Raw genomic sequence first — 14,991 nt, 5'->3', positions numbered from 1 at the left:
AAAGATTCATGCAATCGATTATTAAAAATAGGGTCCAGATTGTAGTCCACATCGTTATTTGGATATTGTTCTATGGGCTCAGTTTATATCCTTTAATAATCGAATCAAGGCCGGTTCCGTTGGATATTTTGCCAAAGTTATTACTTGTTACCATTCTCTTCTACGTTAATTATGTGTATTTGGTACCCGTATTTCTTTTAAAGAAAAATGTACTGGTATATATCGGCATTTCTTTGTTAATATTAGCAGTTTCGGTTGGCGGTCTAAACTTTTTTTTTCCACCAAGATTTCCTGAACACATAAACTTCGAGGGTCGTCCTAGAGCTGAAATAGGGTTAATTCCGTTTTATAGGGCATTTCTTAGTTTGGGTATACCTTATTCTATCAGTACAGTATTGAGGATTTATATTGAGTGGAGACGAAACGAAAATCTACGATTGACTGTAGAAAAGGAAAGTATAAAGTCAGAACTTCAATTTTTAAAAGCTCAGTTAAATCCCCATTTTTTATTTAATACCCTCAATACCATTTATGCATTGTCGGTAAAAAATTCACCGGATACATCAGAGGCAATTGTTGATTTATCTGAATTAATGCGATACATGCTTTATGAAGCAGATAAGGATTTGGTACCCTTGAATAAAGAGTTGGATTATGTGAGAAGTTATATTCAATTGCAAAGACTCAGACTTTCCGATAGTGAGAATGTTTCGCTGAAGATAACCGGAGAGGATAGGGGTAGGGCCATACCTCCATTGTTATTCATATCATTTATTGAAAATGCCTTTAAATATGGAACAGATTATAAAGGAAAGACATTCGTTAAGATTAATTTAGTGGTTACTGACGAATCCATCTATCTGAATGTGAAAAATAAGATAGGGGCATTCAAAGAGCCATCAAAAAATTCCGGAATCGGTTTAGAAAATATTAGGAACCAGTTGCAATTGATTTATCCTGAATCCCATAAGTTGGAAGTTAATAACGATGGGGAGAACTATGAGGTGTCGTTGATGATCTATCAAATAAAACAGAGTGTATGAAGTGTATTATAATAGACGATGAGCCATTGGCCATTGAAATTTTATCGGGCTACTGCGAAAAACTCGATTTTTTGGATTTGGTAGGTACTTACACAAATCCACTTGATTCCATTATGGATATTAAGGAAAAAAAGATAGACCTGATATTTTGTGATATAGAAATGCCCCAAATCAACGGAATCGATTTTATGGGTACTCTGGATAATAGGCCTTTCTTTATTTTTACAACGGCCTATTCTCAATATGCTGTAGATGGTTTTGAACTAAACGCGGTAGATTATTTGGTAAAACCGATTCCATACCATCGTTTTATAAAATCGGTTTCAAGGGTACAGAATCTTATTTCCAAATATGAAAAGCCAATTATGGTAGGAAACGTTTTTCCATCTAACGGGGATGGCTCTACAGAAAAGAAGTTTATTTTTGTCAAAGCTGAATATGAAAGTATAAAAATAGATCTTGATCAGATAGAATACATTCAAGGTTTGAGAGATTATCTAAAAATACATATATGTGACACCAACAAGACGGTGTTAACATTAATGAGCTTCAAGGAAATCCTTAGTAAACTACCTGCCAACCAATTTCTTAGAGTACATAAATCGTTCATTGTTAACGTAAATTTCATTAAGACCGTACAACGAAATAGAATTGTTATCAATGATATTCGTATTCCCATTGGTGAAAGCCATAAAGAGGCATTTTTCTCTATTTTAGGGATATAAGATTGTATTACTTATTTTCGATTTTTCACTTACCGCTATAATGCGTAAAAGTTTAGCTAGAATTCTCTATTTTTGTTCAGCTAAAAGCACGGGTAGTCTATTATGGGGCAAAAAGTATTACTCTCTTCCAAAGAAATAAATATCATCCTACATCGTTTGGCTTGCCAACTGCTTGAAAATCATTTGACCTTTGAAAATACAGTGCTTATTGGTATACAGCCAAGAGGTAAATTTGTAGCACAACGCTTGACTAAAATTTTAAAGGAGGAATATAAGGTGAAACATATTGACCTCGGGTTTTTGGACATTACCTTTTATAGAGATGATTTTAGAAGAGGAGAAAAAACGTTGGAAGCGACCAAAACCAATATTAATTTTTTGGTAGAGGATAAAAATGTAGTATTGATCGATGATGTGCTGTATACAGGTAGAAGCATTAATGCTGCCTTGACGGCGTTGCAATCTTTCGGTAGACCTAAAGATGTAGAGCTACTTTGTTTAATAGATCGGCGGTTTAGTCGGCATTTACCCATTCAGCCTAATTATAGGGGGAGACAGGTCGATGCCATCAACGAAGAGAAAGTAAAGGTGATGTGGGAGGAGAACGATGGTGAGGATATCATCTATTTAGTTAACAGGTAAAAGAACAAAATGAGCGAACTGAGTGTGAAACACTTATTGGGAATCAAGTATCTTAAAGAAAACGATATTCAGCTTATTTTTGAAACCGCAGACCATTTTAAGGAGGTCATCAACCGATCGATTAAAAAGGTTCCTTCGCTTCGTGATATTACCATTGCCAACATTTTTTTCGAGAATAGTACACGTACCAAGCTGTCTTTTGAATTGGCTGAGAAACGATTGTCTGCTGATGTTCTCAATTTTTCCGCGAGTCAATCATCGGTAACCAAAGGCGAAACACTTATAGATACCGTCAACAATATTTTGTCCATGAAGGTGGATATGGTGGTGATGCGGCATCCAAATCCGGGTGCGGGCATATTCTTATCAAAACACGTTAAGGCATCTATCATAAATGCTGGTGATGGGGCACACGAACATCCGACACAAGCTTTGTTGGATTCTTATTCTATCCGTGAAAAATTGGGCGATGTAGCCGGTAAGAATGTGGTGATCGTTGGGGATATTCTACATTCAAGGGTTGCCTTATCCAATATTTTCGCTCTAAAGCTACAAGGAGCGAATGTTAAGGTGTGTGGGCCTAAAACCCTGTTGCCTAAATATATAGATTCTTTGGGAGTTGGCGTCGAGACCAACTTAAGAAAAGCGTTGGAGTGGTGCGATGTGGCCAACATGTTACGAATACAGAACGAACGTTTAGATATTAGTTATTTTCCCACCACCCGCGAATATACCCAGCAATTCGGCGTAAATAAAAAGTTGTTGGACAGTCTAAACAAGGAAATTGTTATTATGCATCCCGGCCCTATAAATAGGGGCGTGGAGATTACTAGTGATGTGGCAGATTCAAAGCAGTCCATAATTTTGAACCAAGTTGAGAACGGAGTGGCCATACGTATGGCGGTCATTTATTTATTGGCATCTAAAATAAAATAATATGGTTTTTGACAAAGATGAAATGATGACTATCATTTCCCAAGAAAATCCTTCCATCGATATTTTTCTAAGAAATCTTGAAAATGATTATTCAAAAATAAAGAACGATAATCTGGTAATAGATTTATTGAGCTTTTCAAAACTTACACCTTATAACGTAGTTTCTTTTTTAGAGCTTTCTAAAAAACATCGTAAAAACGGAAAATCATTTGTACTCGTGTCTGATAAGGTTTCCTATGAAGATGTTCCTGATGAAATAAATCTGGTCCCTACGTTACAAGAAGCAAAGGACATTGTTGAAATGGAAGAAATTGAAAGGGACCTTGAGCTTTGAAATTGACCATTCTCGGCTGTTATGCGGCCACACCCCGTACCATTACAAATCCTACGGCCCAAGTTTTAGAGATTAAAAACCACATGTTTTTGATTGATTGCGGTGAAGGAACGCAGGTTCAACTCCGCAAGCATAAAATTAAATTTTCCAGAATCAACCATATTTTTATTTCCCACCTTCACGGAGATCATTTTTTCGGTCTTCCCGGATTTATTTCTACGATGAGACTTTTAGGCCGGGAAAAAGAATTACATGTGTATGGCCCAAAGGGAATAAAAGATGCAATAACCTTATTATTGAAATTAGGGGATTCTTGGACCAATTATCCGCTGGTGTTTCATGAACTCACAAGCATAGAGCCTGAGCTTATCTTTGAGGATAAAAAAGTATCGGTAAGTACTATTCCTTTGGATCACAGGATATATACCAATGGTTTCGTGTTCAAAGAAAAACTTGGAGAAAGAAAACTGAATGTTGATGCCATTGAAGAACATAAAATAGATAAGGCCTATTACAGGAATATCAAATTAGGAAAGGATGTTGTTCATGAAAATGGAACTAGAATTCCAAATACGAAATTGACCTTTGATCCCAAAAAACCGAAGTCATACGCCTTTTGTAGTGATACGGTTTATGTTCCAGCATTGGCCTCTAAAGTTAAGGGTGTCGATGTATTGTATCATGAATCTACATTTTTGGAATCAGAATCACATTTGGCGATGAAGACCAAACATTCTACTGCCATAGAAGCTGCTAAAATTGCCGTATCGGCGAATGTAAAAACTCTAATATTAGGGCATTATTCTACACGGTACAAATCTATAGAATTGTTTAAGGAAGAAGCCTCTACGGTATTTTCAAATGTTCTATTGGCCGATGATGGGCGAACTTTTGATTTTTAAATTCTTTTAATACGATTTAATGCAGCTTAATTTCCTTTCTTTTTAGAACTTTGTTTATCTTGTTTTTACGATAAAAATGATGCAGAAAGATTTAAGCGATTATAGAAAAACATACGAGAAAAGCGCATTAATGGAGGATAGTGTATCCGACAATCCACTTCAGCTTTTCCAAACCTGGTTTTATGAGGTTGAAAAATCAGATGGCGTAGATGAGCCGAATGCAATGACGGTTTCTACAATTGGTTTGGATGGTTTTCCCAAGAATAGGGTGGTGTTGCTTAAAAAATATACCCACGAAGGATTTATATTTTACACCAATTACAACAGTGAAAAGGGTAAGGCCATTGCCGAGAACCCTAAAGTGTGTATTTCATTTTTTTGGCCAAATTTAGAACGACAGGTAATTGTAAAAGGAATAGCGGAAAAACTACCTGAAAATTTATCCGATGGTTATTTTGAATCCCGCCCTGAGGGAAGTAAATTGGGGGCGTTGGTATCCGACCAAAGCAGTGTGGTGCCGTCAAGAGCCGTCTTAGAAGAAAAACTGCATCAATTGGAGAAGGAATATGAGAACAAGGAAATTGCGCGGCCAGAGCATTGGGGCGGCTACTTGGTAAAACCAATTTCTATTGAATTTTGGCAAGGAAGGCCTAATCGTCTTCATGATCGTATCCGCTATACCCTAACCAGTGATTTTGATTGGAAAATGGAACGGTTGGCACCTTAAATTAAACAAAATAAAATGAAGGATTTATTGCTGATGCGACATGGAAAGTCTTCATGGGAGCTCAATGTAAGTGACCTGGATCGGCCCTTACAGCAACGGGGTATTTCAGATGCACATTTGGTAGGGGCAGAGCTAGCAACTAAAAATATAAGAATAGACCAGGTCTTTTCTAGCCCGGCGAATAGGGCTTTGCATACGGCGATGATTTGCATACGGCAATTGGACTACGGGTTGAAAAACGTTGCTATCATATCAGATCTATACGATTTCTCGGGAGAGAAGGTGGTTGATTTTATAAGAAATACGAACGACGATTTAGATACTGTTCTCATTTTCGGACACAATCACGCTTTTACATATATCGCAAATGCGATGGGCAATAAATATATTGACAATGTACCTACAAGTGGTTTGGTGCACATACAATTTAAAGAAAGTTCATGGTCGTCCGTTACTCAAGGCTCAACAATACAAACTATTTTTCCAAAGGAATTTAAAACATGGTAAGAAATAATAATCAGTACGTTAATAGAGAAATAAGTTGGCTTTGGTTCAATGAGCGGGTACTTCAAGAAAGTGCCGACAAGAATGTACCATTGATTGAAAGATTGCGATTTTTAGGAATTTTTTCGAACAACCTAGATGAATTCTTTAAAGTACGATATGCAACTGTAAAACGTATTGTTGAAGCAGGAAGAAATGGTAAAAGTGTTTTAGGGGGCGAGAAGGCGAAAGACCTTTTGGAGGAAATCACAAAAATAGTGATTGAACAACAGACCAAGAGTTTAGTAATCCTGAAGCAGATCGAGCATGAACTTGAAAGTAAGAATATTTTTATTTTAAAGGAAACTGAATTAAATGAAAGTCAAAAGGAATTTGCAAAGGCTTATTTCTTAAAAGAGGTAAGTCCACAGTTAATGACCATAATCTTAAATGAGTTGACCCAATTTCCTACGCTAAAGGATACGGCGGCCTACTTAGCTGTAAAAATGGTCATAAAAAGTGAAAAACAAAAAAAAGAGAAACGCTATGCCTTAATTGAAATTCCGAAAGGAATCGATCGGTTTGTGGTGCTGCCCGATGAGGGGGGTAAGAGTTTTATAATTCTCTTAGATGATATGATCCGATATTGTCTTGATAATATTTTTACGATGTTCGAATATGAGTCGATTACGGCCCATATGATAAAGATTACCAGAGATGCGGAACTGGATATGGATAATGACCTTAGTAAGAGTTTTATAGAAAAAATTTCATCTAGTGTCGAACACAGAAAAATAAGTGATCCCGTTCGTTTTGTATACGACAAAAGTATCGCAAAAGATACCTTGACATTTCTTAAGGAAAAAATGAAGATTGAAGATACGGATAGTGTTATTCCGGGAGGTAGGTACCATAACCGTAGGGATTATATGGGATTCCCAAGTCTGGGAAGAAAGGATCTGTTATATGAAAAAATAACTCCGTTACCAGTAAAAGGGTTAAGTATAGAAGGAAGTATTTTAGAAAGTATATCTAAAAAAGATTATCTACAATATACCCCTTACCACACGTTTACTTATATTTTGAAATTTTTACGGGAAGCGGCACTTGATCCAAAGGTCAGGTCCATTAAAATTACGGTGTATAGGTTGGCCAGTAATTCGCAAGTTGCAGCTTCGTTAATCAATGCGGTTAAAAATGGGAAACAAGTAACCGTACAGATAGAACTTCAGGCACGGTTCGATGAGCAGGCGAATATAGAATATGCCGAACAATTGCAGTCAGAAGGCGTGAAACTCATTTTTGGGGTACCAGGCTTAAAGGTACATAGTAAGATTTGTTTAATAGAACGGGAAGAAGGCGATGAAATTAAACGGTACGGATTTATCAGCACGGGTAATTTTAATGAATCCACCGCCAGAATTTACACAGATTATACCTTGTTTACGGCCCATGATCCAATTTTAAAGGAGCTGAATAAAGTATTCGACTTTTTTGAGACTACCTATAAAATCAACAAGTACAAACATTTAATCGTTTCTCCACATTATACTAAAAATGCATTTCAAAAATTAATTGATGTTGAGATTGCAAATGCCATTTTAGGAAAAGAAGCTTATATCAAAATCAAGATGAACAGTTTCACATCCTACAAAATGGTCGATAAATTGTACGAAGCCAGTAGGGCGGGCGTGAAGATTCAGTTGATTGTTAGAGGTATATGCTGTTTAGTTCCAGGGGTTAAGGGAATGAGCGAAAATATTGAGGCTATTAGTATTGTAGATAAATTTTTAGAGCACACGAGGCTATTTGCTTTCGCAAATGGGGGCAATCCGAAGGTGTATATATCTTCCGCGGATTGGATGACCAGAAATTTAGATTATAGAGTTGAAGTAGGATGCCCTATTTACGATGAGGACATCAAAAAAGAACTGATGGATACGTTTGAAATTTGCTGGAAAGATAACATGAAGGCACGTGTATTTACCGAAAAACAGGATAACGCCTATCGTAAAACAAAACCACCGAAAATAAGATCCCAGTTCGCTACTTATGATTATTATGCCGATGATTTGAAAAAGGAATAATTAACCGTGAATGGTTTCTTTGGTGCCTAAGTTTTTCATGATTTTAGCCTCATAAACCAATAAATCTTGCCATTTCTTATTAACCTCGTCCAAATCTCCATACGTACGGGCAAATTTAAGGAACATGGTATAATGGCCGGCTTCACTTATCATCAGTTTATGATAGAAGTCTGCCAATTTTTTGTCTTCCAATTCTTCGGAAAGTAATCTGAAGCGTTCACAACTACGGGCTTCAATTAAACCAGCGTATAATAAACGATGCACTAATTGGGTCGTTCGACTCCCTCCCTTGGGAAAAAACTTAAGGAGTTCGATTACATATTCGTCCTTACGGTCTCTTCCTAAGGTTTTTCCTCGTTGAAGGATAAGATCGTGCACCATTTTAAAGTGACCCATTTCTTCACGGGACAAGGCTATCATTTCCTCGACCAGCTCGGTATATTCAGGAAAGGATACAATCAAAGAGATAGCGGTACTGGCTGCTTTCTGCTCGCAGTAGGCGTGATCGGTCAAAATTTCATCAATGTTTTTTTCTACAATGTTCACCCATCTGGGATCGGTAGGTAATTTTAAGCCTAGCATATATTTCTTTTGCTCAAAATTATGAAGATTTTAAAGACCTCACTAATTATAATTTAACCGCGTTCGTACCAACATACTTAGTAATAATATTTATTTTTGAAGTAAAGACAATTTCAGCTCGAATAATGCACAATCACAAGGAGATTAAGGATATTTTAGAAAAGTATGGTCAGCTAGAAAGCTTAACCTGGTTAACCGAAAGAATCACAAAATTGGCCGAAAGCAAATCTACAAAGGATCTGTATATGGCCTACAGTCTATTAAGTTCAAAATTTGATGCTTCAAAACCCGTTTTATTTACTAATGGGGAAGGTGAAGGGTTGGTATATTTTAAGACCCATAAAGCCAATTTACTTCAAATAGCACGCATATATTTATTATCGGAAGTGCTGAGGCAAGATCAGGAATTTTATACACCCAAAGTGGCTAATATTATACAAGTAGCGGATACTGGGGAATTGGAAACCTTTTTAAAGTATTTGGTTTTATTGCCTAATCCAGAAGCGTATAAACAAACCGCTGTAGAAGCTCTACGCACCAATATTGCTATAATTTTTGATGCCATAACCTTGAATAACCCCTATCCGGCGAAGTACTTTAATGACCAGCAATGGAATCAAATGTATTTAAAGGCAGCCTTTATGGAGCGGGACCTATCTCAAATTGAATCGGTTGATGAACGGGCAAACGAAGACTTGACAAGAATTATATCGGATTATGCACATGAACGTTGGGCGGCTTCTAGAAAAATAGACCCTATGTTTTGGAGACCCGTTTCCAAGTTTTTAAATGAAGAGCTTCTTCAGGATATGAAAAGACTTTTAGAGAGCGAAGATATAATAGAGAATAGGGCGGCAGCGTTATGTTGTTATTGTTCCCGTAATGATAAAGCGTTTGATTTACTGAATAATTATCCTGAACTAAAGAAAAAAGTAGTTGAAAAAGAAATAGCTTGGAATACGCTTAAACAATAAAAGAATGGATGATAAAATGATGATTATAGACCCGCATGTACACATGTCGTCTAGAACAACCGATGACTATGAGGCTATGGCAGCTGCAGGGGTCGTCGCAATTATAGAACCTTCGTTTTGGTTGGGTCAACCCCGAACTCAGGTAGGTTCATTTCAAGATTATTACAGTAGCCTTGTTGGTTGGGAGCCTTTTAGGGCCAGTCAATTCGGCATTAGACATTATTGCACGATTGGTTTGAATTCAAAGGAAGCCAATAATGAGGAGTTAGCAGAGCAAGTAATAGAGTTGTTGCCATTGTACGTGCATAAAGAAAATGTAGTGGCTATTGGTGAAATAGGCTACGATGATCAAACCCCGGCAGAAGATAAATATTTTAGAATGCAATTGGATATGGCCAAAGAATTGGGCATGACCGTGCAGGTGCATACGCCTCACCGTGATAAAAAAGCGGGAACCATTAAAAGTATGGAAGTCTGCTTGGAACATGGTTTAGATCCTGGTAATGTGATTATTGACCATAATAATGAAGAGACGGTAAAAGAAGTTTTGGACCGTGGATTTATTGCTGCGTTCACAATTTATCCCAAAACAAAAATGGGTAATGAGCGCATGGTCGAAGTGGTCCGAAAATTTGGTAGTACAAATATTATTGTCGATAGCTCTGCAGATTGGGGCGTTAGTGATCCTTTAGCGGTGCCAAAAACGGCTTCTTTGATGTTGAAAAGAGGAATCGATAAAGAAGATGTAAGAAAAACCTGTTATCAAAATGCGTTGGATGCATTTAGCAAGAATGGTAAAATGAAAGAATCCCACTGGTTAAATCCTAACGGAATTGACCAATCAAGGCTTTTTAACGATAATAGTGTCTTAAGGGGGCAGGCCCCAAGAATTGACGGAGATCAAATCACCTAAGATGAAGGAGAAGCTGATGGGTTTTGCCAGATTGGCAAGACCCGCCAATCTGCCCACTGCTGCTGCTGATATATTGGCAGGCATGGCCATTGGTCTTAATATTCAAAATACCGGAGCACTTGTTTTCTTGCAAGAAAATCTAACTAGTGTATTGTCATTGGTCTTTTCGTCTATCTTTTTATATGCGGGAGGTGTTGTTTTCAATGATGTCTTTGATGCTGAGCTAGATGCAATCGAGCGTCCTGAAAGAGCTATACCGAGTGGTTTGATACCCTTGAAACATGCTGCGATTTGGGGTATTTTGTTGCTTGCGATAGGTATATTTTTCGCATTTAACTGTACCATGTTGTCGGGCATTATTTCCTTAGCTCTGACGATTGCTATTTTAATTTATGATGCCTATGCTAAGCAATATGAATTTCTCGGTCCTTTAAATATGGGAATATGTAGAGGCTTGAACCTTTTACTGGGGATGTCCGTATTAGGATTAATTTCCGAATGGTGGATCTGTATCGTACCGGTTTTTTACATTTTTGCCATAACGCTAATAAGTAGAGGAGAGGTTCATGGAAATAATAAAAATCATATCGTATGGGCAGGAGTTCTATATGCAATAGTTCTTGCTTCACTAACGTTAATAGTGGTAGTGAAAACCGATAATGGCATGATAACTGTACCCTTTTTGCTATTGTTCGGTATACTGATTTTTTTACCATTGTTCAGGGCTTACAATGAAAATTCACCGAAGAATATTAAAAAGGCGGTAATTTCTGGGGTGTTGTCACTTGTGGTAATGAACGCCTGTTGGGTAGCGGGTTTTTCTGAATGGTATCTGGCAGTGGCTGTATTGTTGTTATTACCTTTATCCATTGGCTTGTCTAAATTATTTGCTGTAACTTAAATTTTTATGCAATTACAATCTATAAAACAGTCTTTTAAAGTTCAATACGATTATCAATTGTATTTTACATCAGGGCTATTCACTATTGAAAACCCCTTATTCGCTCAATTAATTGCGGACTATAGGGAATTTGAACCGGTTAAATTATTTTTTGTTATCGATGATGGGGTAAAGGATCACCATCCCAATTTAATTTCTCAAATCAAGACCTATTGCAATTATAATAGTGATAATCTTAAGCATACGGATACTTTGATTATTTCTGGTGGAGAGCAAGCCAAAAATAGCGATGCTACTATTGAATTGGTACTGAAAGGAATCAATGAAAATAAAATTTGTCGTCACTCTTTCGTTATAGTAATAGGAGGAGGGGCGGTAATCGATATGGTCGGCTATGCGGCTGCAATTGCCCATAGGGGCGTTAAGCTCCTACGCATACCAACTACAGTACTTTCTCAAAATGATTCAGCCGTTGGGGTAAAGAACAGTGTGAACGCCTTTAAGAAAAAGAATTTTTTGGGGACTTTCGCCCCGCCCTACGCCATTATAAACGATAGCGATTTTCTAGAGACACTAGAACAACGGGATTGGATTTCTGGTATTGCCGAGGCTATTAAAGTGGCATTGATCAAGGATAAGGGATTTTTCGAATATATTGCCGATCATGCTAATGCTCTGAAAAAAAGGGAGATGGTACCCATGCAGTACGTGATATACAAGTGTGCCGAAATGCATATGCATCATATTGCCCAAGGAGGAGATCCATTTGAATCAGGTTCTTCTAGACCTTTGGATTTTGGGCATTGGGCCGCCCATAAAATGGAATTCATGACCAATTACACCATGAGGCATGGTGAAGCAGTTGCAAAAGGGATTGCTCTTGATGTGACTTATGCGCACCTTATCGGATTGATACCGGAGTCTGATTTGAACCATGTTTTAGAGGTGATGACCGCAATAGGTTTTGATCTTGCGCTTCCTGTGAGTACTCCTAAAGAAATCGAGGTTTTAATGAACGGTATAGAGGAGTTTAGGGAGCATTTAGGCGGACAATTGACGATTACCCTCATTTCTGGACTGGGCATCAAACATGATGTACATGAAATCGATATGCAGGTAATGAAACAGGCGGTTGAGAAATTGAACCATCATTTTGCTTTAAATTAATCGAATGCAGGTAAAAAAGAACCTTCACCTTACGTATTGCACCAATATTCATCCCGGGCAAGATTGGAAAAGTACCTTTGAGAGTATCCAAGAACATGTTCCCCATATTAAAAATAGAGTGTCAAATCATCAACAGTTTGGCTTAGGCCTTCGCTTATCCAATAAGGCAAGTGAAGACTTGGAGAAGGGGACGAATATGTTTCAATTTCAACAATGGTTAGCTGATACAAATGTGTACATATTTACCATGAACGGGTTTCCTTATGGAAATTTTCATGATGAACGGGTAAAAGACATGGTACATGCGCCAGATTGGACCACAAACGAAAGGGTGGTTTATACCAAGCGCCTTTTTAAACAGCTTTCAATTTTGCTTCCGGAAGGGTTGAATGGAGGGATATCCACATCACCAATTACCTATAAATATTGGCATAAAACTGATGAGGATGCTAAAAAAGCATTTGAACTCGGGGCAGGACACATGTTAAAAGTGGCGCAGTACTTGTTTGAATTGGAGCAGGAAACAGGCAAATACCTTCACATGGATATCGAACCTGAACCCGATGGTCTTTTGGAGAATAGTGATGAGGTATTATTCTTCTTTTCAGAATACCTGTTGCCAATAGGTATTCCACTTTTTAAGAAGGAATTAGGTCTGACAGAAATGGAAGCTGAGGCACTGATAAAAAAATACATTACCGTTTGTTACGATATTTGCCATTTTTCATTGGCTTATGAAGAACCCCAAGATACGTTTGCCAAGTTTGATAAGGAAAGTATTAAGGTTGGTAAAATTCAAGTAAGTGCGGCCCTGAAAATACTTTTCAACGGTGTAGATGATGATATGATTTGGGAGCAACTTTCCCAATTTAACGAACCTATTTACCTCCATCAAGTAACCGAAAAAATAGGAGATACTGTTACGACATATAGTGACCTTCCTATTATTCTAGAAAATAAAGGAGCTCATAAAGAAATAAGGGCACATTACCATGTACCTATATTTTTAGAAAAATATGGAAACCTCTTCTCTACGCAGGACCATATTCTAAAGACAATGGAGTTTATTAAGAAAAATCCTGTTTCTGAACATTTAGAAATTGAAACCTATACTTGGGATGTGCTTCCATCTGATTTAAAACAAGATTTATCTGAATCTATCATTCGGGAAATCGAATGGTTGAAAACACGCTTATAACATGAAGAAGACGGTTGTCATAAATGTGGTGGGACTAACAAAAAGATTGATTGGGGAACATACCCCTTTTATAAAATCATTTTTGGAGAAAGGCATGGCATCTTTTATAAAACCAGTTTTGCCGGCGGTGACCTGCGCAGTGCAATCCACATATCTTACCGGGAAATGGCCGTCAGAGCATGGTATTGTAGGCAATGGTTGGTATTTTAAAGAAGAATGTGAAGTGAAATTCTGGAAGCAATCCAACAAATTGGTACAACAATCAAAATTGTGGGATGACTTAAAGCAGAAATATCCTGATTTTACTTGTGCCAATCACTTTTGGTGGTACAACATGTATTCCAATGTTGATTACAGTATAACTCCAAGACCCAATTATTTGGCCGATGGACGAAAAATACCAGACATCTATTCGCAACCTGCAGAACTACGTGATTCAATGCAAGGCGCATTGGGTACTTTTCCCTTATTTGAATTTTGGGGCCCTAAAACAACAATTAATTCCTCTAAATGGATAGCGGATGCTGCCCTATTGACCGATAAAAAGCACGACCCTGATCTCACCCTAATTTATTTACCACACCTCGATTATAATTTACAACGGTACGGGCTTTATTTCGATATCATCTCTAAGGATTTGTTGGAAATTGATGCCGTGGTTAGTGATTTAGTAACATATTATGAGGCGTTGGATGCCCGCGTAATTTTACTTTCGGAATATGGAATTACAAATGTAAACAGGCCCATACATCTCAACAGATTGTTGAGAAAAGAAGGCTATCTAGCTATACGTGAGGAGCGTGGGTTAGAACTTTTAGATGCGGGTGCGAGTAAAGCCTTTGCGGTTGCCGACCATCAAATCGCACATGTGTATTGTAAAAATACCAGCGAGATAGAAAAGGTTGCTGGTCTACTTGAATCCGTTCAGGGCGTGGAGAAAGTATTTTATGGAGCTCAATTAAAAGAGTATAATTTGGAACATGAGCGCTGTGGCGATATAGTTGTCGTGGCCGATAAAGATTCTTGGTTTACATATTATTTTTGGTTAGACGATGCAAAAGCACCGGATTACGCTAGAATGGTGGATATTCATAAAAAACCGGGCTACGATCCTGTTGAAATGATGACCGATCCTAAGGATAAACTTGTCATGGCCAAAGTGGTAGGTAAATTAATACGGAAGAAACTCGGGTTTAGAACGGTAATGGATATTATTCCGTTGGATGCCAATCTAATAAAGGGCTCTCACGGTCGTCTTACAGAAGATAAAGACGATTATCCCATCTTGATAACAAACCATAAAGAGGTTATTGGAAAAGATACTATAGAAGCGATTGAAGTTCGGAAAATTATTGAGAATCATTTACTAAACTAAAT

Annotated in this window: 16 protein-coding genes; 15 read left to right on the top strand and 1 reads right to left on the bottom strand. The window is 37.6% G+C overall.

The window, feature by feature from the left end; translation table 11 throughout:
• Positions 1-8 precede the first annotated feature (8 nt).
• The 9 genes from ACNR9Q_RS15565 to ppk1 all read left to right on the top strand — a co-directional run bounded on the left by ACNR9Q_RS15565 (position 9) and on the right by ppk1 (position 7,879).
• A complete protein-coding gene (locus tag ACNR9Q_RS15565; protein ID WP_419212147.1) occupies positions 9-1,043 on the top strand; it encodes a sensor histidine kinase in 1,035 nt (344 codons plus the stop codon).
• A complete protein-coding gene (locus ACNR9Q_RS15560) occupies positions 1,040-1,768 on the top strand; it encodes a LytR/AlgR family response regulator transcription factor (RefSeq protein WP_419212146.1) in 729 nt (242 codons plus the stop codon). Before ACNR9Q_RS15565 ends, ACNR9Q_RS15560 begins: the two co-directional genes overlap by 4 nt.
• Positions 1,769-1,870: 102 nt before the next feature.
• Positions 1,871-2,410, top strand: coding sequence for a bifunctional pyr operon transcriptional regulator/uracil phosphoribosyltransferase PyrR (pyrR, locus tag ACNR9Q_RS15555; RefSeq protein ID WP_419212145.1), 540 nt, complete (start codon positions 1,871-1,873; stop codon positions 2,408-2,410).
• A 9-nt stretch (positions 2,411-2,419) separates the two neighbouring features.
• Positions 2,420-3,346, top strand: coding sequence for an aspartate carbamoyltransferase catalytic subunit (locus ACNR9Q_RS15550; RefSeq protein ID WP_419212144.1), 927 nt, complete (start codon positions 2,420-2,422; stop codon positions 3,344-3,346).
• Between the two features lies 1 nt (position 3,347).
• Complete coding sequence (locus tag ACNR9Q_RS15545) at positions 3,348-3,680, top strand: ribonuclease Z (RefSeq protein WP_419212143.1); 333 nt, start codon at positions 3,348-3,350, stop codon at positions 3,678-3,680.
• The gene (locus tag ACNR9Q_RS15540) at positions 3,677-4,582 is read left to right on the top strand and encodes a ribonuclease Z (RefSeq protein ID WP_419212142.1); all 906 of its coding nucleotides are present in this window, start codon (positions 3,677-3,679) and stop codon (positions 4,580-4,582) included. The genes ACNR9Q_RS15545 and ACNR9Q_RS15540 overlap by 4 nt, the downstream gene beginning before the upstream one ends.
• Before the next feature lie 79 nt (positions 4,583-4,661).
• Positions 4,662-5,309 (top strand): pyridoxamine 5'-phosphate oxidase, encoded by a 648-nt coding sequence (gene pdxH / locus ACNR9Q_RS15535; RefSeq protein ID WP_419214290.1) that lies wholly within the window; start codon positions 4,662-4,664, stop codon positions 5,307-5,309.
• Between the two features lie 15 nt (positions 5,310-5,324).
• Positions 5,325-5,816 (top strand): SixA phosphatase family protein, encoded by a 492-nt coding sequence (locus ACNR9Q_RS15530; RefSeq protein ID WP_419212141.1) that lies wholly within the window; start codon positions 5,325-5,327, stop codon positions 5,814-5,816.
• Complete coding sequence (gene ppk1 / locus ACNR9Q_RS15525; RefSeq protein ID WP_419212140.1) at positions 5,810-7,879, top strand: polyphosphate kinase 1; 2,070 nt, start codon at positions 5,810-5,812, stop codon at positions 7,877-7,879. The genes ACNR9Q_RS15530 and ppk1 overlap by 7 nt, the downstream gene beginning before the upstream one ends.
• On the opposite strand, the gene ACNR9Q_RS15520 is transcribed toward ppk1, so the two are convergent.
• Positions 7,880-8,461 (bottom strand): tRNA-(ms[2]io[6]A)-hydroxylase, encoded by a 582-nt coding sequence (locus ACNR9Q_RS15520; RefSeq protein WP_419212139.1) that lies wholly within the window; start codon positions 8,459-8,461, stop codon positions 7,880-7,882.
• A gap of 125 nt (positions 8,462-8,586) precedes the next feature.
• On the opposite strand from ACNR9Q_RS15520, the gene ACNR9Q_RS15515 reads away from it, so the two are divergent.
• From ACNR9Q_RS15515 to ACNR9Q_RS15490, 6 genes are read left to right on the top strand one after another with little or no spacing between them, the layout of a single operon-like run.
• The gene (locus tag ACNR9Q_RS15515; protein WP_419212138.1) at positions 8,587-9,435 is read left to right on the top strand and encodes an EboA domain-containing protein; all 849 of its coding nucleotides are present in this window, start codon (positions 8,587-8,589) and stop codon (positions 9,433-9,435) included.
• A 4-nt stretch (positions 9,436-9,439) separates the two neighbouring features.
• Positions 9,440-10,348 carry a TatD family hydrolase gene (locus tag ACNR9Q_RS15510; protein WP_419212137.1) on the top strand — a complete coding sequence of 303 codons (909 nt, stop codon included), beginning with the start codon at positions 9,440-9,442 and terminating at the stop codon, positions 10,346-10,348.
• A 1-nt stretch (position 10,349) separates the two neighbouring features.
• A complete protein-coding gene (eboC, locus tag ACNR9Q_RS15505; RefSeq protein WP_419212136.1) occupies positions 10,350-11,249 on the top strand; it encodes a UbiA-like protein EboC in 900 nt (299 codons plus the stop codon).
• Between the two features lie 6 nt (positions 11,250-11,255).
• Positions 11,256-12,416 (top strand): 3-dehydroquinate synthase, encoded by a 1,161-nt coding sequence (locus tag ACNR9Q_RS15500; RefSeq protein WP_419212135.1) that lies wholly within the window; start codon positions 11,256-11,258, stop codon positions 12,414-12,416.
• 4 nt (positions 12,417-12,420) lie between these two features.
• Entirely contained in the window at positions 12,421-13,614 is a 1,194-nt protein-coding gene (eboE, locus tag ACNR9Q_RS15495) for a metabolite traffic protein EboE (RefSeq protein WP_419212134.1), read from the top strand.
• Between the two features lies 1 nt (position 13,615).
• Positions 13,616-14,989, top strand: coding sequence for an alkaline phosphatase family protein (locus ACNR9Q_RS15490; RefSeq protein WP_419212133.1), 1,374 nt, complete (start codon positions 13,616-13,618; stop codon positions 14,987-14,989).
• Positions 14,990-14,991 lie beyond the last annotated feature (2 nt).

The sequence above is a fragment of the Maribacter sp. X9 genome, assembly GCF_048537565.1.
Lineage (GTDB): Bacteria > Bacteroidota > Bacteroidia > Flavobacteriales > Flavobacteriaceae > Maribacter.
The sequence above is the reverse complement of the archived record's forward strand: the minus strand, read 5'-3'. Positions and strand labels throughout refer to the sequence as shown.